Raw genomic sequence first — 16,841 nt, 5'->3', positions numbered from 1 at the left:
ATCGCCGCGCTGCGCTCGCGATGACGGGGGCGTCATTGCGAGGCCGAAGGCCGTGGCAATCCGTGGATCGCCGCGCTGCGCTCGCGATGACGGGGGCGTCATTGCGAGGCCGTAGGCCGTGGCAATCCATGAAAAGCCTGGGCTTGAAATCCGGCCGCTTACAAGATCAATCCCGGGGCGGCACCATGGCGGCAATGATGTCCGTCATCGACACAACGCCCAGGTGCTTGCCTTTGCTGTTGGTCACATTGGCAGACTCTTTGCCGTCTGCGCTGAGCAAACGGGCCACCTCTTCAATCACCAGTTGTGAGTCCACGCTGGGGCCCTCGATGGCAGGGCCAGCTTGCAGCAAGGTTCGGCAACGGATCACACGACCCCGGTTCACATCGCGCACAAAGCTCTTGATGTAGTCGTCTGCTGGTTTCAGCAATATCTCTTGTGCTGTGCCTTGCTGCACCACTTCGCCATCGCGCAAGATGGCAATGCGGTCGCCCAGACGCAGTGCTTCGTCCAGGTCATGGGTGATGAACACAATGGTCTTGCCCAAGTCTTGCTGCAAGTCGAGCAAGACGCTTTGCATGTCGCTGCGTATGAGCGGGTCCAGCGCCGAGAATGCTTCGTCCATCAGCAAAATCGGGGCATCGTTGGTCAAGGCTCGGGCCAATCCCACGCGCTGCTGTATACCGCCAGACAGCTGGTTGGGAAAGTGGGTTTCATAGCCTTTGAGACCCACCCGCTCTATCCATCGCAAAGTCTCGGTTTGGCGTGCAGCTTTGCGCACACCTTGAATGCGCAAACCGTATTCCACGTTTTCTTGCACCGTCAGATGCGGGAAAAGCGCAAATTTCTGAAACACCATGGCCGCTTGTTTGCGCCGAAACTTCTTCAGCACACCCGGCCGCATTTTCAGCACATCTTGCTCGCCAACCCAAACCTCGCCCGCTGTGGGCTCGATCAAGCGGTTGATGTGCCGGATCAGCGTGCTCTTGCCTGATCCGGACAAACCCATCACCACCTGAATTTGGCCCGGCGCAATGCTCAGACTCACATCACGCAAACCCAGGACATGGCCGTGCACATCGCGCAGCTCGTCTTTGCCTACGCCTTGCTCGACAAGGGCCATGCATTTGTCGGGTGTTGGGCCAAAGATTTTGTAGAGATGGCGTATTTCAATACCCAGCGCTTCAGCCATGCGACATCTCCCTGTGCTTTTGCAAGCGCTGACCGTAGGCTTGCGACAAACGGTCAAACAAGATGGCGATCACCACAATGGCCAAGCCATTGAACAAGCCCATGGCAAAGTACTGGTTGGTGATGGCCCGCAGCACGGGTTGCCCCAAGCCCTGCACACCGATCATGGAAGCCACAACGACCATGGACAGCGCCAGCATGATGGTCTGGTTGACACCCGCCATGATGGTGGGCAAGGCCAAAGGCAATTGAACCTGAATCATCTTTTGCCAGCGTGCTGAACCGTAGGCGTCGGCCGCCTCCAGCAGTTCAGAGCTGACCATGCGTATGCCCAAATTGGTGAAGCGAATCACAGGTGGAATCGCATAGATGACCACCGCAATCAGCCCCGGTACACGCCCAATGCCCAAGAGCATCAACACGGGGATCAGGTACACAAAGCTGGGCAGTGTTTGCATCACGTCCAGCGCTGGGCTGATGACTTTTTGCACACGGTTCGAATAACTCATCCAAATGCCAATGGGCACGCCCACCACAATGGCGACCACCGTGGCCACAAAAATCATGGACAAGGTCTTCATGAGGTCTTGCCACATGCCGAACATGCCCACCCAAAACAGCGCCAGCATGGCCACCAGCACGATCCTCCAGGACCGGCTGGCCAACCACGACACGGCCGCAATGCCCGCCATGACCAGGGGCCATGGCGACTGGGTCAGCAAGTGTTCTGAAGCCAGCAAGAAATCGCGCAACGGATAGAACAAGCGCTCCATCATTTCACCGTGTTCGCGGGTGAAGCCCCTGAACGACCCGTCAATGGCCAGGCGTATGGCGCGCAGCGTCTCCTCGTCCAAAGACGGGAAATGCTGAAACCAACTCAAGTCCGCCATGCTTTACAAGCTCGCTTGGACTTTGGCCGCCACATCTTCGCTGACCCAGGCCTTCCAGATTTCGGGCTGGGTGCGCAAGAAATGCTTGGCCGCGTCGTTGCCGTTGGCTTGCTTGTCGTTCATCCAAGCCAGCAAGCCGTTGACGGTTTGGTTGCTCCAGCCCCGCTTGTCCAAGTACAGCATGGCGTCGCCCGCGTTGTTCTTGAAGTTGTCGGTCACCACGGTGTACACATCGGCACGCGCCCAGTCGCTTTTGGCGGGGTTGGCGCACTCTTGCTTGCTGTTGCAAGTCTCCCATGCCTCTTTGTCATGCGGCACACCCGCGTCCAGCTTGACCATCTCGTACTTGCCCAAAATCGAGGTCGGAGCCCAGTAATAGCCCAGCCAGCCTTGCTGTCGTTCATAGGCTTTGGCGATCGAGCCATCCAGCCCGGCCGCAGAGCCCGTGTCCACCAACACAAAGCCTTGTGCCTGGCCGCCCCAGGCCTTGAAAGCGTTTTCGGTGGTCAACTGGCAGTTCCAGCCCGACGGGCAGTTGTGCACAGCACCCTTGCCCTTGTTTTCTGCAGACGGGAACAGTTCTGGCCGCTTCAGGGCGTCTTCGATGGTTTTGATGTCAGGGTTGGCATCGGCCAAGTATTTGGGAATCCACCAGCCCTCCACACCACCATCGGGCAGCGACATGGCGGCATAGTGCAAACGGCCTTCTTTGACGGCGCCATCCAGCGGCTGACGCACGGCATTGATCCAAGCCTCGGGCGCAACGTCGGGCTGGCCCTTTTCCATCATCGAAGTCAGTGTGGGCATGGTGTCACCGGGCACAAGCTCGACATCGCAACCATAACCATGGGTCAAAATGATTTGGTCCACATTGGCCAAAACTTCAGCCGACTGCCATGTCATGTTGGCCACTTTGACCTTGCCACACTGCGCAGTCGCCGGGGCTGCTACGGCCTGTGCCTCGGGCTCTTTTTGACCACAAGCGGTCACTGCCAATGCGGCGGCGATGGATGTCAATAGAAAAGCAATTCGCTTCATGATTTCTCCAATCAATTGTGCTGACATCCCATTGGTGTTGCGGTTTGGAGCAGGCGTTAAAACCTGGCAACTGGGCTCAAAAAATCTCAAGCGTGGCGCTTCAGACGCATACAGAAGATCACAGGGCTCACGTCGACCTGGGGTCTGGAGTTGTGCTGCACTGCCCGATTATATTTGTACAAATGTATTTTGTCAACTTTAGATAACGGGTTTGTCGTTGATGCAGCGGCAGCCATGCGTCCGCGCTGTTTCGGACACCAATTCAACGGCCGCTGAAAGATTCTTCAAGCCCCGCAAACGCGTCTCGGTTTACAGTCAAGACCAACCCTTCAGGAATGCCCGCCATGAACAGCCCCGCCAATGCCGAACTCCTCACCAGCCTTGAACGCGCCGAACGCCAAAGCGCCGTGGTGCAGGCGCTTGGCCGCGTGCTGCCCCAAGACGCCATTCTCTACACCCCCGAAGACACCACGCCCTACGAGTGCGACGGCCTGACCGCCTACCGCGAGCGGCCCTTGGTGGTGGTGCTGCCCGAGACCGAAGCCCAAGTGCAGGCCGTGCTGAAAGCCTGCCATGCGCTGCAAGTGCCGGTGGTGGCACGTGGTGCGGGCACGGGCTTGTCGGGCGGGGCCATGCCCCACCGCATGGGCGTGACGCTGTCGATGGCGCGCTTCAACCAGATCAAGACCGTGGACCCCGTGAGCCGCACGGCGCTCGTGCAATGCGGCGTGCGCAACCTGGCCATCAGCGAGGCGGCAGCACCCTACGGCCTGTATTACGCGCCCGACCCGTCCAGCCAGATCGCCTGCACGATTGGTGGCAACGTGGCCGAAAACTCGGGTGGTGTGCACTGCCTCAAATACGGCCTGACGGTGCACAACGTGCTCAAAGTGCGCGGCTTCACCGTCGAAGGTGAGCCGATCGAATTTGGCAGCGACGCGCTCGACACCTCAGGCTACGACCTGCTGGCCGTGCTGGTGGGCAGCGAAGGCATGCTGGCCGTGACGACTGAGGTGACCGTCAAGCTGGTGCCCAAACCGCAGTTGGCGCGCTGCATCATGGCCAGTTTTGACGACGTGCGCAAAGCCGGTGACGCGGTGGCCGCCGTCATTGCGGCGGGCATCATCCCCGCAGGCCTGGAGATGATGGACGGGCCCATGACCATCGCGGTGGAAGACTTTGTGCACGCGGGCTACGACCTGAGCGCGGCCGCCATTTTGCTGTGCGAGAGCGACGGCACGCCCGAAGAAGTCGAAGAAGAAATCGGCCGCATGAGCGCGGTGCTGCGTGACTGCGGTGCCACCGCCATTTCGGTCAGCCATGACGAAGCTCAGCGCCTCAAATTCTGGAGCGGCCGCAAAAACGCTTTCCCGGCGTCTGGCCGCATCAGCCCCGACTACATGTGCATGGACTCGACCATCCCGCGCAAGCGCCTGGCCGACATCCTCCAAGCCATTCAAGCGATGGAAGAGAAATACGCGCTGCGCTGCCTGAACGTGTTCCACGCGGGCGACGGCAACCTGCACCCTTTGATTTTGTTCGATGCCAACGACGCCGACCAGCTGCGCCGCTGCGAGCTGTTTGGGGCCGAAATCTTAGAGACCAGTGTGGCCATGGGCGGCACGGTGACAGGCGAGCACGGCGTGGGCATCGAAAAAGTCAACAGCATGTGCGTGCAATTTTCTGCTGAAGAAAACGAGCAGATGTTCGCCGTCAAACGCGCCTTTGACCCGCAAAGCCTGCTCAACCCCGGCAAGGTGATTCCCACGCTCAACCGCTGCGCCGAGTACGGCCGCATGCTGGTGCGGGCGGGGGCGATCAAGCACCCTGATTTGCCACGGTTTTGAATTGTTTGAGCCTCAATCCTGGGGCTTGGCGCCTTAGCTGCGCAGGGCGGCGTCCGTTTAACCCGGCTCGGTACAGTCTGATAACAGCATCCAGCCCCGGATCAAGCGGCCAACAATGTGCAACGCTGGATTTTCGTCAGGGCCTCACCCATTTTTTCGCGGGCCATGGCCCTGTCGTAATTGCGCTGACCCCTTAGCCACCAACCGTCACTCAATCCAAAATAGCGGCACAAGCGCAAGTCCGTGTCGGCGGTGATGGACCGCTTACCCGCCACGATGTCACCAATGCGCTGAGCGGGCACGCCAATGTCTTTGGCCAAGCGGTACTTGATCAAACCCAGCGGTTTGAGAAATTCTTCTTCCAGCATTTCGCCGGGTGTCACAGGTGCAACAGTTCTCATAGGAGGTCCTCTTGAGTCAGTGGCAAGCGACAATTTCCACATCGAATGCGCCTTCGGCCGTCCATAAAAAGCACACGCGCCACTGGTCATTGACGCGGATGCTGTATTGACCTTTTCGCTCGCCTTTGAGCGCTTCCAGTCGCTTGCCGGGCGGTGCTCTCAGATCGTCCAGCACGGCAGACCCGTCCAATTGCGCCAATTTTCGCAAAGCCGGGCGTTCGATGGACACCCAGCGGGCCACACGCCCCCCTTCAAACAGCTTTTGCGCGTCGATGCATGAAAAAGACCGGATCGCCATGCGAGCATGACAACGCCTTACGTTATTAACCAGCAAGTCGGCATTCATCAGGTCGGCCACGGGCGGCAACGCAACAGGCGCGCATGGGGAGGGCACAGAGAAAATGCACAGCATGTGCGTTCAATTCAGCGCCGAAGAAAACGAACAGATGTTCGCCGTCAAACGCACTTTTGAGGTCTTGGCCAAGACCTCGGTCAAGCGACTTCAGTCCAGCCCGCGCACCACCTGCATGGCCTCTTCGATGCGCTCCACGGGATAAATAGTCAGCCCCTCAAAGGACTTGTCGTTTTTCTTGGGCGCGTTGGCCTTGGGCACCACCGCCACTTTGAAGCCCAGCTTGGCCGCTTCTTTCAGGCGGTCTTGCCCACGCGGCGCGGGCCGCACCTCGCCCGCCAAGCCCACTTCGCCAAAAGCAATGAAGCCCTTGGGCAAGGCCTTGCCGCGCAGGCTGCTGGTGATGGCCAGCATCACGGCCAGGTCGGCCGCCGGTTCGCTGATGCGCACGCCGCCCACCGCGTTGACGAACACGTCTTGGTCCATGCAGGCCACGCCTGCATGGCGGTGCAGCACCGCCAGCAGCATGGCCAGGCGGTCGCGGTCCAGGCCCACAGACAGGCGCCTGGGCGAGGGGCCGCCGCTGTCCACCAGGGCTTGGATTTCTACCAGCAGCGGGCGCGTGCCCTCCAGCGTGACCATCACGCAGCTGCCGGGCACGGGCTCGGCATGCTGGCTCAAAAAGATGGCGCTGGGGTTGCTCACGCCTTTCAGGCCTTTTTCGGTCATGGCGAACACGCCAATTTCGTTCACCGCGCCAAAGCGGTTTTTGATGGCGCGAACCAAGCGGAAGTTGGAGTGCGTGTCGCCCTCAAAGTAGAGCACCGTGTCCACCATGTGCTCCAGCACGCGGGGACCGGCCAGCGCCCCTTCTTTGGTGACGTGCCCCACCAGCACGATGGTGGTGCCGGTCGATTTGGCGGTGCGCGTGAGGTGCGCGGCGCATTCGCGCACCTGGGCCACCGAGCCGGGGGCGCTGGTCAGTTGGTCTGAATACACCGTCTGGATCGAGTCGATGATGGCGATGCCCGGTTGCCGCGCTTGCAGGGTGTGCAGAATTTTTTCGAGCTGAATTTCGGGCAGCACCGGCACTTGCGAGTCCGGCAGGCCCAGGCGGCGCGAACGCATGGCCACTTGCGCGCCGCTTTCTTCGCCCGTCACATACAGCGTGTTCATGCCGCTGCGCTGCAGAGCATCCACCGCCTGTAAGAGCAAGGTGGATTTGCCGATGCCAGGGTCGCCGCCGATCAGCACCACGCCGCCTTCGACCATGCCGCCGCCCAGCACCCGGTCGAGTTCGTCAATGCCGGTGGGGTGGCGCTCAAAGTCGGCCGCGTCAATTTGGGCCAGAGGCAACACTTCGGACGTGGGGGCCAGCGAGGCGTGCACCGAGCCAAAGCGGTTTTTGGTGGCAGCGGGTTCGCTCGAACCCTCAATCAAAGTATTCCAGGCGTTGCAGCTGGGGCATTTGCCCATCCAGCGGGCACTGGTGCCGCCGCATTCGGTGCAGGTGAAAATCGATTTGTCTTTGGCCATAAGCCGCAAGTGTGCCTGAGGCGAAGGCTCAGGCCGCGTGCCAGGCGTTCAAAAAATCGCGGGTGATGTCGGCTGCAAAAGCCGCATGGCAGCCGCTGGCGTTCTGGCCTGCCCACAGCGGGGTGAAGTCGCTGCTGCCTTGGGCTTCGGCGGCTGCGCGCAGCGGGGCCATGTCGGCCGTGGCCAGTGGAAAAGCCGGGACTTGGTGCATGGCCCCCAACTCGCGCATGACGCGGTTCACGATGCCCCGTGCCGGACGGCCCGTGAACACCTTGGTCAGCGCCGTGTGCTGCGCCGCGCTGGACTGCAGGGCGACGCGGTGCAAAGGGCTGGTGGTGGCCTCGTGGCTACACAGGTAAGCGGTGCCAATTTGCACGGCCGCTGCGCCCAGCGCTTTGGCGCCAGCCACGCCGGCCGGGGTGGCAATGCCACCTGCTGCGATCACGGGCAAATTCACGGCTTGCACGATTTGCGGCAGCAGGGCGAAGGTGCCGATCTGGGTGCTCAGGTCATCGCTCAGGAACATGCCCCTGTGCCCACCGGCCTCCAAGCCTTGCGCGATGATGGCGTCCGCGCCATGGGCCTGCAACCACAGTGCTTCGGCCACCGTAGTGGCCGAAGACAAAACCAGACTGCCCCAGCTTTTGACGCGCGCCAGCAAATCAGGCGCAGGCAGGCCAAAGTGAAAGCTCACCACGGCCGGGCGAAAGGCTTGCAGCACATCCGCCGCTGCGTGGTTAAAGGGCACGCGCCCAGTGCCGCTGCTGGCCGTGTTGGGCGCAAGCCCCATGGCTTGGTAATAAGGTGCCAACGTGGCTTGCCATTCCGTCTGCGCTTGCGCATCGGGTGTGGGTGGGGTGTGGCAAAAGAAGTTGACGTTGTAAGGGCGCTGCGTGGCTTGCTGCAGCGCTTGCAGTTCGCTGCGCAAATCGGCAGGGCTCAGCATGGCCGCTGGCAGCGAGCCCAGACCGCCGGCTTGACAGACGGCGGCAGCCAAGCGGTGGTTGTTGGCGCCGGCCATGGGCGCTTGCACGATGGGGGCCAGCAGATCGGGCGGCAGTGTTTTGACGGTCATGGTTCAGGGGGGCGTGGGTGGGTTTTGAATGAGCGCGAGCAAGTCGGCCAACATTTTTTCCTTGGCCGTCTGATCGGATCCCGTCCATGAAAACGTCACATTGTCGGTGCCGTAAGTCAGCATTTTTCGGTCGATGGGCCCTTGGAAAATGCCATGTGCAGCCTTGTCGTAAAACCAGACATCGATGTCGGCTGCTTGCGCTTTGAGCCGGTGCATCCAGTCGATCGGTTTTTCGGTGAGACCCGTGGGGTTTTGGCGCGCATTGCACCGGGCGGCATTGCCCGCAGGAACGTCGGGGCTGGGCGTGCGATTGACGCGGCAACTGTCTTTCCGTTGCCACATCCAGTCTTCGGGGTGCTTGCCACCGTAGTTGTCGAGTTTGCCAAACACCAACCTGACCGGCACAGCCAGCTGGTCGGGCAAACCAATGCCCATGCCGGGTAAACCTTCGGCGATGACGGCTTTGACGTGCTCGGGGCTGACCACACTGGCCAAATTGACCACCACCGCGGCGCCGTTGGAGACGCCTTGTAAATAGATCGAACGGGTATCGACTTTGTCCGACTGGGTCAGCGCCCACTCATAGGCCCCTTTGGCCGCTTTGTAGATCATGCGCTGTCGCGATTCGTTGGTCGCCTGCGAACCCCAGAATGGGTAGCCCTGTTCAAAGCCGTTGAGGTGGTAGGCGTCAAACACCAATGTGGCGATGTCCTTTTTCTGAAGGGCGGTTGCCAGATTGCGCTCGAGCATGCCCAGACCACCGCCCCCATGGGCAATGATCAGCAGCGGCGGTTTGATCGCCAAGGGGCTGCCATTCCATCGCGTAGGGACGGTCAGTTGTGACAATTTGTGGCACGGGTCGAACTCTGCCAGTGGCCCTTGAACGGTGTGAAACCGCGCTCGGATTTGCACCAACTCTGCGACGTTCTCTGGGGCGGGCTTGCAATCGGGCCTCGGCTGCGCAGCACAACCCAGAGCCAGCATGCCCAAAAATGCGGTCAAAGGCCAAGTCGCGAGGCGAAAGGGAAGGTTCATGGCGTCTCCAGGCTGGGCGCATCTTAGGGGAAAACCTGTCTGCTGAGCGTGAACGGCCCAGTCGCATTGCCTTCTGGACTGAGCGCACAGGGCGACAAGCACAGCGCCGACCAAGCCCATCACCGGGTCGAGCCACACCCAGCCCCAAATCCAGCCGCCAGCCCAGGCCAAAATCCAGCCGCCACCCCAGGCCACAATGACCACAATGGCCAGACTGGCCTACACCGCGACGTCAGTGCGTCTGTCAGTGCGTCTGCTCAAAGGTGCACATACGCCAAGCAGCTTGATCTTCCATGTTCCGAATGCAAAACGCGGATCACCCTTCAGTCGGTGTGATGCCGCGCAGGCCAAGAGGCTCAGGCCAATGGCGATGGCGAGGGAACACCTGCGCCAGCCATCGGCCAGCAAAGCCATGGAGTCCAGCCACCCGCCAGCCGTGATTTTGAGCGCCATTGCTGCCAGCGCGATCCAGATTAGCGCGCGGGTGCCGCGCTCTGCGGATTCATGGTGCAGGTGAAAGTCGTGCTCGTGTTGCCAGGGATGTGTCCGGGTGTTCACAGGTACTTGGTGATCTTGCGGAACCCGTCCAGTGAATCTGCTTGCGTGCGCCCCTTTGCATCGACCATGTGCTCAAGGCAGTGGTCAAGGTGATCCTGAATCAAGGTCTTCTTGGCCTGTGTGATGGCTTTTTCGACGGCGTGCAACTGCTGCACCACCTCCAAGCAAGGCTTTCCCTCTTCGAGCATCTTGATAACGCTGCTCAAGTGGCCGCCCGCGCGGCGCAGCCGCTTGATCACGGCTGGATGGGTTTCGTGCGTGTGCATATGGAATGACCTGTTCTCAAAGGGATATCCCCCCCCTCAGGTTACAATAAATACCAATGTCTGATGCAAGCGCATGTATTTTTTCTCAGTCCGCGTTATCAGATGCGTGCCAGCTCAAGGCTTATTCGCCTCTTGGTTGGTGTGACCGCATGGGTGCTTTTGCTCGGTGCCTTGAGTGCCGCAGGGGGGCTTGCAAAGTCACATGACTTGGCCGCTGTGACGGCTTGCAACTGCAGCGCCTATGCTCATTTGCGCGATCGGCACTGGCACAAGGATAAGGCTTGTGCCACCAAGGCCCCGCACGCTGGACTCTGGCCATCATTCGCTGGCATTGGGCGGCCCCCGCGCAGCTGAGCCCGTCCGGTTGCTGCCGATTCGAGCGGCGATCACTGCGCTGTGCATCGCTTTTACTTTCACATGAAATGGCGTTTTCATGCTCAGACTTTTTTCACAGCAACCAAGGTCCGCGCTTTGGGTGCGACCGGGCCTTGCCATGGCTGCATTGCTGCTGCTGGCACTTCTTTTGTTTGCATCCACCGATGCCTTCGCCCATGCGGTGACCCAAGGTGACAAGGGGTACATCCAGGAGATCTCCGGGGTGCACCTTGTGCCTTTTGGCTATTTAGGCGCAAAGCACATGGCCACTGGCTACGACCACATCCTGTTCCTTTTCGGGGTGATCTTTTTCCTTTACAAACTCAAGGACATCGCGGTCTACGTCAGCCTGTTTGCCATCGGGCACTCGGCCACCATGGTGCTGGGGGTCTACTACAACATCGGCATCAACAGCTACCTGATCGACGCGGTGATTGGCTTCTCCGTGGTCTACAAGGCGCTGGACAATTTGGGGGCGTTTCAACGCTGGTTTGGGGTTCAGCCCAACACCAAGCTGGCAACCCTGATCTTTGGCCTGATCCATGGCTTTGGTCTGGCCACCAAGATCCAGGAGTACGAGATCTCCCGCGACGGTTTGGTAGCAAACCTGCTGGCTTTTAACGTCGGCGTGGAAATCGGTCAGTTACTCGCCTTGTCGGTGATCCTGATCGGCATCAACTTCTGGCGTCGCACAGCCGGTTTTGTACGCTACGCCTACAGCGCCAACGTGGTCATGATGTCCGCCGGATTCGTGCTGGTGGGCATGCAGTTGACCGGTTACCTCGTCTCTCCATGAACTCGCGTTTGAAAACCATGTACAACAGTGACATTCCCTCCCGCGCTGAGTTGCCCTCGACTCGGCAGCTCATTCGCTCCACCATCATCGCAGCGGTTTCTGCGGTGGTCCTGCTCTACACCGTGGTCCTGCCCTCCGAGTACGGCTTGGACCCCACAGGCATTGGCAAGATGCTCGGTCTGACCGAAATGGGAGAGATCAAGACCCGGCTTGCCAAGGAGGCCGCCGAGGATGCCTTGGCCACGAAGGCATCGCTGTCACAGCCCCAGGACTTGGCTGTCCAGACAGCGGGTGCTGGGGCGGCTGCGGCTGCGGCTGCGGCTGCGGCTGCGGCTGCGGCTGCGGCTGCGGCTGCGGCTGCGGCTGCGGCTGCGGCCCCAGCACCGCCTGCCGAGGCACAACGCCCCCAAGCGCGCCCGGCCCCTGAGAGCAGCCATCGGTGGCGCGACGAAATGACATTCAAGCTCGCGCCAGGGCAAGGCACCGAGATCAAACTCAAGATGAAGGAGGGCGAGAAAGCGCTGTTCTCCTGGATCGTCGAAGGTGGGCTTGTGAACTTCGACACACACGGGGATGCTCTCGGTCGGTCTATCAGCTATGAAAAGGGTCGATCCTTCGCCTCCGACCAAGGCGAGTTGGTGGCGGCCTTCAGCGGTCACCATGGTTGGTTCTGGCGTAACCGGGGCCAAGCCGATGTGACGGTGGTCCTCAAAACCGGCGGAGATTACAGCGACATAAAGCGGTTGAAGTAATGACTGGCGGGATGCCTTCAGGTAAGGCATCCCACTGTCGCCCGCGTCAATCGATCAACAGCCTCAGCGCACACCACGGCAGACTGACGCATCGAGCAGTCAAGAGACCGATGGTTTCAGTAAAAACCCGCATAGCAGTTGGCTGTCATTCATTTAATATGTTAAATAAATGGTCAACCGAAGCTCTTTTGTTCACCGCAATCTGCCCCGGCTTTTGCTGCAAGCCCGCGAGGCGGTGATGCTCCACACCCGCCCCAGCCTGCGCGAGCATGGCTTGTCGGACCAACAGTGGCGCGTTTTGCGTGTGTTGGGGGAGCATGCGGACGAGCCCGGTGGCATCGAAACGGGTCGTGTGGCGCATGAGGCCTATTTGCTGGGCCCCAGCCTCTCCGGTGTGTTGACCCGCATGGAGCGAGACGGCCTGATCGAGCGCCATCGTTGCCCGCAAGACGCCCGCCGCACGGTGGTGCGCGCCACAGCAGCGGGGCTGGACAAGGTGCAGGCCTTGTCGCAGACCATCGAAGCGCATTACACGTGGATGGCGCAGCAGCTCGGCCAGGCGCGCTTGATGGCCTTGTATGACTTGCTGGACAAGGTGATTGCATTGGAAGTGAGCCATGCCCTTGCCCAAGAGCACACCGAGGAATAAGCCATGGCGTCGATCCCCACATCGAATTCACCCTGGCAGCCCCAAGGCACGGTGTACGGCACCTTGCTCAACTTTCGCCGCGAGTGGGACCTGTGGGCCCCGCGCATGACGCAGGACCCGCACAAAGCTGCACCCCAAGCGCCCATTCTTTATGTGAAAAGCGCCAACACTTTCAGCCCTGCCGGGCAAGCGCTGCAGCTGCAGGACGGCGTGAGCGAAGTCGACATCGGCGCCACGCTGGGCTTGGTGGTCGGCGTGGAGGCTCAGGTGACCGGCGCCGTGCTGCTGTGCGACTGGTCCGTGCCGCACGCGAGCTATTACCGCCCACCGGTCAAGTTCCGCTGCCGCGACGGCTTTCTGGCTTTACCGCAGCAGGTCACCCAAGGCCAAGTGTCAGATTGGGCCGCGCTGCAAATTGCGGTGAGCCGCAATGGCGAGCGGGTACAAACCGTGGATTTGCGTGCGCTGATGCGCGACCTGCCCACGCTGTTGACCGATGTGGGTGAATTCATGACGCTGCAAGCTGGCGATGTGTTGATGGTGGGCACCGATGGCCTGGCCGATGGCACACGTCCACGCGCCAAAGCCGGGGACCGGGTGGAGATTTCCGCGCCCGGCTTTTCTTCAGTGTCTGTGCAAGTCGGAGCTGCCGCATGAAGCGCGCCCGCATCGCCTGGTCGGGCGCGATTCAGCAAGCGGTTGAAGAAGACGGCCAATTGCGCATCACCAAAGGTCCTCACCAAGGCCACCGCGTGGGTTTTGACGACGTGGTCTGGTTGCCGCCACTGGCCCCCGTGCCAAAGGCGCGCACGGTGATCGCGCTGGGCCTGAACTACGCCGACCATGCCAAAGAACTCGCCTTCAAAGCGCCCGAAGAGCCGTTGGCTTTCATGAAGGGTGAGGCCTCTTTGATCGGGCACAAGGCGCTGACCCATCGACCTGCCGACGTGAAGTACATGCACTGCGAATGCGAGTTAGCCGTGGTGATCGGCCGCACCGCACGCCGTGTGAAGAAAGCCGACGCCTATGACTTTGTGGCCGGCTACACCGTGGCCAACGACTACGCCATCCGCGACTACCTGGAAAACTGGTACCGCCCCAACTTGCGCGTGAAAAACCGCGACACCTGCACGCCGATTGGCCCTTGGCTGGTGGATGCGGCGGACATCCCCAACCCGATGGCGCTCCAATTGCAGACCACCGTGAACGGCCAAATCACACAAAGCGGCAGCACCGCCGACATGATTTTTGACGTGCCCACGCTGATTGAATACTTCAGCAGCTTCATGACGCTCAGCCCCGGCGACCTGATCTTGACCGGCACGCCCGACGGCATCGTGAACGTGAACCCGGGCGATGTGGTGGTGACCGAGATCGAGGGCATTGGCGCGCTGACCAACACCCTCGTCACAGCATGAACACCAAGCCACTGCGTCACCGCGAGGAGCGACAGCGACGTGGCAGTCCACTTCGTCACTGCGAGGAGCGACAGCGACGTGGCAGTCCACTGCGGCACAGCAAGGAGCATCAACCCACTTCGTCACTGCGAGGAGCGACAGCGACGCGGCAGTCCATGGATTGCCGCGCTTTGCTCGCAATGACATCAGCTCTGAACACCAACCCACTGCGTCAAAGCATGTGCATCAAGCCACTTCGTCACTGCGAGGAGCGACAGCGGCGCGGCCGTCCACTGCGTCACTGCGAGGAGCGACAGCGACGTGGCAGTCCACTTCGTCACTGCGAGGAGCGACAGCGACGTGGCAGTCCACTGCGTCACTGCGAGGAGCGACAGCGACGTGGCAGTCCATGGATTGCCGCGCTTCGCTCGCAATGACACCAACTCTGAACAACAACCCACTGCGTCAAAGCATGAGCATCAACCCACTGCGTCACTGCGAGGAGCGGCAGCGACACGGCAGTCCACTTCGTCACTGCGAGGAGCGACAGCGACGTGGCAGTCCACTTCGTCACTGCGAGGAGCGGCAGCGACGCGGCAGTCCACTGCGTCACTGCGAGGAGCGGCAGCGACGTGGCAGTCCACTGCGTCACTGCGAGGAGCATCAACCCACTTCGTCACTGCGAGGAGCGGCAGCGACGCGGCAGTCCATGGATTGCCACGCTACGCTCGCAATGACACCAACTCTGAACACCAACCCACCGCGCCAAAGCATGAGCATCAAGCCACTTCGTCACTGCGAGGAGCGACAGCGACGCGGCAGTCCACTTCGTCACTGCGAGGAGCGACAGCGACGTGGCAGTCCATGGTTTGCCGCGCTTCGCTCGCAATGACACCAACTCTGAACACCAACCCACCGCGCCAAAGAATGAGCATCAACCCACTTCGTAACCGCGAGGAGCATCAACCCACTTCGTCACTGCGAGGAGCGGCAGCGACGTGGCAGTCCATGGATTGCCGCGCTTCGCTCGCAATGACATCAACTCTGAACACCAACCCACTGCGTCAAAGCATGAGCATCAAGCCACTGCGTCACTTCGAGCAGCGACAGCGACGTGGCAGTCCATGGATTGCCGCGCTTGGCTCACCGTGACATCAGCTTATTCCGAAAACACCCCATGAAAATCGACCACCTCATCAATGGCCAAAAAGTCGCAGGCCGTGTCTACTTTGAAACCGTCAACCCCGCTACCCAAGAAGTGCTGGCCGAAGTGGCCTCGGGCGGCGAAGCAGAGGTGAATGCCGCTGTCGCCGCCGCCAAAGCCGCCTTTCCCAAGTGGGCCGCGACCCCCGCCACCGAGCGCGCCAAAATCATGCGCAAGCTGGGCGACCTGATCACGAAACACGTGCCTGAAATTGCAGAGACTGAGACCTGCGATTGCGGCCAAACCATCAGCCAAACCGGCAAGCAACTCGTGCCGCGCGCGGCCGACAACTTCCATTACTTTGCCGAAATGTGCACCCGCGTGGACGGCCACACCTACCCCACGCCCACGCACCTGAACTACACGCTGTTTCACCCGGTGGGCGTGTGCGCGCTGATCAGCCCCTGGAACGTGCCTTTCATGACCGCCACCTGGAAGGTCGCGCCCTGCCTGGCCTTTGGCAACACCGCGGTGCTGAAAATGAGCGAACTCTCGCCCCTGAGCGCCTCCCGCTTGGGCGAGCTGGCGCTGGAGGCCGGTGTGCCTGCGGGCGTGCTCAACCTGGTGCACGGTTATGGCAAAGAAGTGGGCGAGCCCCTGGTGTCGCACCGCGATGTGCGCGCCATCTCGTTCACCGGTTCTACCGTCACGGGCAACCGCATCGTGCAAAGCGCGGGCCTCAAGAAGTTCAGCATGGAACTGGGCGGCAAGAGCCCGTTTGTGATTTTTGAAGACGCCGATTTGGACCGTGCCCTGGACGCCGCCCTCTTCATGATCTTCAGCAACAACGGCGAGCGCTGCACTGCGGGCAGCCGCATTTTGGTGCAGCAAAGCATCTACGCCGACTTCTGTGCCAAGTTTGCCGAGCGCGCCAAGCGCATCACCGTGGGCGACCCGCTGAACGAGGCAACCATCGTCGGCCCGATGATCTCCAAAGCCCACCTGGCCAAGGTGTGCGGCTACATCGAACTCGGCCCCCAAGAGGGCGCGACGATGCTGTGCGGCGGCTTGGGCCAGCCGGGCTACGCGGCCGATCTGCCCGCGCACGTCAAAAACGGCAACTTCGTTTGGCCCACCGTGTTTGCCGACGTGGACAACCGCATGCGCATCGCACAAGAAGAAATCTTCGGCCCGGTGGCCTGCCTGATTCCCTTCAAGGACGAAGCCGACGCGATTGAAAAGGCCAATGACATCGACTACGGTTTGAGCAGCTACGTCTGGACCGAGAACATCGGCAAGGCGCACCGCGTGGCCGCCGCCGTCGAGGCCGGCATGTGCTTTGTCAACAGCCAGAACGTGCGCGACCTGCGCCAGCCCTTTGGCGGCACCAAGGCCAGCGGCACCGGCCGCGAAGGCGGCACTTGGAGCTACGAAGTGTTTTGTGAGCCCAAAAACGTGGCGGTCTCGCTGGGCGGTCACCACATTCCGCATTGGGGTGTATGACAAATCGCCGTCATCTGTCATACTTGATGTCATACA

The 16,841-nt window shown here is 60.9% G+C and carries 17 protein-coding genes; 7 read left to right on the top strand and 10 right to left on the bottom strand.

Annotated features, from left to right (window positions below):
• Nucleotides 1-166: 166 nt before the first annotated feature.
• Genes ACIQ39_RS06095 through ACIQ39_RS06085 form a run of 3 tightly spaced genes read right to left on the bottom strand, consistent with a single transcriptional unit; the run spans nt 167 to nt 3,119 of the window.
• Nucleotides 167-1,192: a glycine betaine/L-proline ABC transporter ATP-binding protein gene (locus ACIQ39_RS06095; protein WP_396433717.1), complete on the bottom strand. Its 1,026-nt coding sequence runs from the start codon at nt 1,190-1,192 to the stop codon at nt 167-169.
• Nucleotides 1,185-2,081 carry an ABC transporter permease gene (locus ACIQ39_RS06090; RefSeq protein ID WP_396433716.1) on the bottom strand — a complete coding sequence of 299 codons (897 nt, stop codon included), beginning with the start codon at nt 2,079-2,081 and terminating at the stop codon, nt 1,185-1,187. Before ACIQ39_RS06090 ends, ACIQ39_RS06095 begins: the two co-directional genes overlap by 8 nt.
• Nucleotides 2,082-2,084: 3 nt before the next feature.
• Nucleotides 2,085-3,119, bottom strand: a complete 1,035-nt coding sequence (locus ACIQ39_RS06085) for a glycine betaine ABC transporter substrate-binding protein (protein WP_396433715.1) — start codon at nt 3,117-3,119, stop codon at nt 2,085-2,087.
• Nucleotides 3,120-3,463: 344 nt separating this feature from the next.
• Here ACIQ39_RS06085 and ACIQ39_RS06080 point away from each other — a divergent pair, with 344 nt between their 5' ends.
• Nucleotides 3,464-4,966, top strand: a complete 1,503-nt coding sequence (locus ACIQ39_RS06080; RefSeq protein ID WP_396433714.1) for an FAD-linked oxidase C-terminal domain-containing protein — start codon at nt 3,464-3,466, stop codon at nt 4,964-4,966.
• 101 nt (nt 4,967-5,067) lie between these two features.
• On the opposite strand, the gene ACIQ39_RS06075 is transcribed toward ACIQ39_RS06080, so the two are convergent.
• The 7 genes from ACIQ39_RS06075 to ACIQ39_RS06045 all read right to left on the bottom strand — a co-directional run bounded on the left by ACIQ39_RS06075 (nt 5,068) and on the right by ACIQ39_RS06045 (nt 10,189).
• A complete protein-coding gene (locus tag ACIQ39_RS06075) occupies nt 5,068-5,367 on the bottom strand; it encodes a HigA family addiction module antitoxin (RefSeq protein ID WP_396433713.1) in 300 nt (99 codons plus the stop codon).
• Nucleotides 5,368-5,383: 16 nt separating this feature from the next.
• Nucleotides 5,384-5,665 (bottom strand): type II toxin-antitoxin system RelE/ParE family toxin, encoded by a 282-nt coding sequence (locus ACIQ39_RS06070; RefSeq protein WP_396433712.1) that lies wholly within the window; start codon nt 5,663-5,665, stop codon nt 5,384-5,386.
• Between the two features lie 204 nt (nt 5,666-5,869).
• Nucleotides 5,870-7,255 carry a DNA repair protein RadA gene (gene radA, locus ACIQ39_RS06065; RefSeq protein WP_396433711.1) on the bottom strand — a complete coding sequence of 462 codons (1,386 nt, stop codon included), beginning with the start codon at nt 7,253-7,255 and terminating at the stop codon, nt 5,870-5,872.
• Nucleotides 7,256-7,283: 28 nt separating this feature from the next.
• Nucleotides 7,284-8,330: an NAD(P)H-dependent flavin oxidoreductase gene (locus ACIQ39_RS06060; protein WP_396433710.1), complete on the bottom strand. Its 1,047-nt coding sequence runs from the start codon at nt 8,328-8,330 to the stop codon at nt 7,284-7,286.
• Nucleotides 8,331-8,333: 3 nt separating this feature from the next.
• Entirely contained in the window at nt 8,334-9,365 is a 1,032-nt protein-coding gene (locus ACIQ39_RS06055) for a hypothetical protein (protein WP_396433709.1), read from the bottom strand.
• 219 nt (nt 9,366-9,584) lie between these two features.
• Nucleotides 9,585-9,923, bottom strand: a complete 339-nt coding sequence (locus ACIQ39_RS06050; protein ID WP_396433708.1) for a cation transporter — start codon at nt 9,921-9,923, stop codon at nt 9,585-9,587.
• On the bottom strand, nt 9,920-10,189 hold the full coding sequence (locus tag ACIQ39_RS06045) for a metal-sensing transcriptional repressor (RefSeq protein ID WP_396433707.1): 270 nt from the start codon (nt 10,187-10,189) through the stop codon (nt 9,920-9,922). The genes ACIQ39_RS06050 and ACIQ39_RS06045 overlap by 4 nt, the downstream gene beginning before the upstream one ends.
• A 493-nt stretch (nt 10,190-10,682) precedes the next feature.
• Between ACIQ39_RS06045 and ACIQ39_RS06040 the strand changes: the two genes are divergently transcribed.
• The 6 genes from ACIQ39_RS06040 to hpaE all read left to right on the top strand — a co-directional run bounded on the left by ACIQ39_RS06040 (nt 10,683) and on the right by hpaE (nt 16,805).
• Entirely contained in the window at nt 10,683-11,360 is a 678-nt protein-coding gene (locus ACIQ39_RS06040) for a HupE/UreJ family protein (protein WP_396433706.1), read from the top strand.
• On the top strand, nt 11,357-12,112 hold the full coding sequence (locus ACIQ39_RS06035) for a transmembrane anchor protein (RefSeq protein WP_396433705.1): 756 nt from the start codon (nt 11,357-11,359) through the stop codon (nt 12,110-12,112). The genes ACIQ39_RS06040 and ACIQ39_RS06035 overlap by 4 nt, the downstream gene beginning before the upstream one ends.
• A 169-nt stretch (nt 12,113-12,281) precedes the next feature.
• A complete protein-coding gene (gene hpaR / locus ACIQ39_RS06030; protein WP_396433704.1) occupies nt 12,282-12,761 on the top strand; it encodes a homoprotocatechuate degradation operon regulator HpaR in 480 nt (159 codons plus the stop codon).
• Between the two features lie 3 nt (nt 12,762-12,764).
• The gene (locus tag ACIQ39_RS06025; RefSeq protein ID WP_396433703.1) at nt 12,765-13,418 is read left to right on the top strand and encodes a fumarylacetoacetate hydrolase family protein; all 654 of its coding nucleotides are present in this window, start codon (nt 12,765-12,767) and stop codon (nt 13,416-13,418) included.
• Nucleotides 13,415-14,179: a fumarylacetoacetate hydrolase family protein gene (locus tag ACIQ39_RS06020; protein WP_396433702.1), complete on the top strand. Its 765-nt coding sequence runs from the start codon at nt 13,415-13,417 to the stop codon at nt 14,177-14,179. Before ACIQ39_RS06025 ends, ACIQ39_RS06020 begins: the two co-directional genes overlap by 4 nt.
• Nucleotides 14,180-15,335: 1,156 nt before the next feature.
• Nucleotides 15,336-16,805, top strand: coding sequence for a 5-carboxymethyl-2-hydroxymuconate semialdehyde dehydrogenase (gene hpaE, locus ACIQ39_RS06015; protein ID WP_396433701.1), 1,470 nt, complete (start codon nt 15,336-15,338; stop codon nt 16,803-16,805).
• The last annotated feature ends 36 nt before the right edge of the window (nt 16,806-16,841 follow it).

It is taken from the genome of Limnohabitans sp. (assembly GCF_044361645.1).
Lineage (GTDB): Bacteria > Pseudomonadota > Gammaproteobacteria > Burkholderiales > Burkholderiaceae_C > Limnohabitans_A.
The sequence above is the reverse complement of the archived record's forward strand: the minus strand, read 5'-3'. Positions and strand labels throughout refer to the sequence as shown.

Bases quoted from the DNA above. Each gene is read 5' to 3' on its own strand.
- ACIQ39_RS06070 (WP_396433712.1), bottom strand. From the start codon at position 5,665: ATGGCGATCCGGTCTTTTTCATGCATCGACGCGCAAAAGCTGTTTGAA.
- ACIQ39_RS06080 (WP_396433714.1), top strand. From the start codon at position 3,464: ATGAACAGCCCCGCCAATGCCGAACTCCTCACCAGCCTTGAACGCGCC.
- ACIQ39_RS06040 (WP_396433706.1), top strand. From the start codon at position 10,683: ATGGCTGCATTGCTGCTGCTGGCACTTCTTTTGTTTGCATCCACCGAT.
- ACIQ39_RS06020 (WP_396433702.1), top strand. From the start codon at position 13,415: ATGAAGCGCGCCCGCATCGCCTGGTCGGGCGCGATTCAGCAAGCGGTT.
- hpaR (WP_396433704.1), top strand. From the start codon at position 12,282: ATGGTCAACCGAAGCTCTTTTGTTCACCGCAATCTGCCCCGGCTTTTG.
- ACIQ39_RS06075 (WP_396433713.1), bottom strand. From the start codon at position 5,367: ATGAGAACTGTTGCACCTGTGACACCCGGCGAAATGCTGGAAGAAGAA.
- ACIQ39_RS06025 (WP_396433703.1), top strand. From the start codon at position 12,765: ATGGCGTCGATCCCCACATCGAATTCACCCTGGCAGCCCCAAGGCACG.
- ACIQ39_RS06055 (WP_396433709.1), bottom strand. From the start codon at position 9,365: ATGAACCTTCCCTTTCGCCTCGCGACTTGGCCTTTGACCGCATTTTTG.
- ACIQ39_RS06090 (WP_396433716.1), bottom strand. From the start codon at position 2,081: ATGGCGGACTTGAGTTGGTTTCAGCATTTCCCGTCTTTGGACGAGGAG.
- ACIQ39_RS06045 (WP_396433707.1), bottom strand. From the start codon at position 10,189: ATGCACACGCACGAAACCCATCCAGCCGTGATCAAGCGGCTGCGCCGC.
- ACIQ39_RS06060 (WP_396433710.1), bottom strand. From the start codon at position 8,330: ATGACCGTCAAAACACTGCCGCCCGATCTGCTGGCCCCCATCGTGCAA.
- ACIQ39_RS06035 (WP_396433705.1), top strand. From the start codon at position 11,357: ATGAACTCGCGTTTGAAAACCATGTACAACAGTGACATTCCCTCCCGC.
- ACIQ39_RS06095 (WP_396433717.1), bottom strand. From the start codon at position 1,192: ATGGCTGAAGCGCTGGGTATTGAAATACGCCATCTCTACAAAATCTTT.
- hpaE (WP_396433701.1), top strand. From the start codon at position 15,336: ATGAAAATCGACCACCTCATCAATGGCCAAAAAGTCGCAGGCCGTGTC.
- ACIQ39_RS06085 (WP_396433715.1), bottom strand. From the start codon at position 3,119: ATGAAGCGAATTGCTTTTCTATTGACATCCATCGCCGCCGCATTGGCA.
- radA (WP_396433711.1), bottom strand. From the start codon at position 7,255: ATGGCCAAAGACAAATCGATTTTCACCTGCACCGAATGCGGCGGCACC.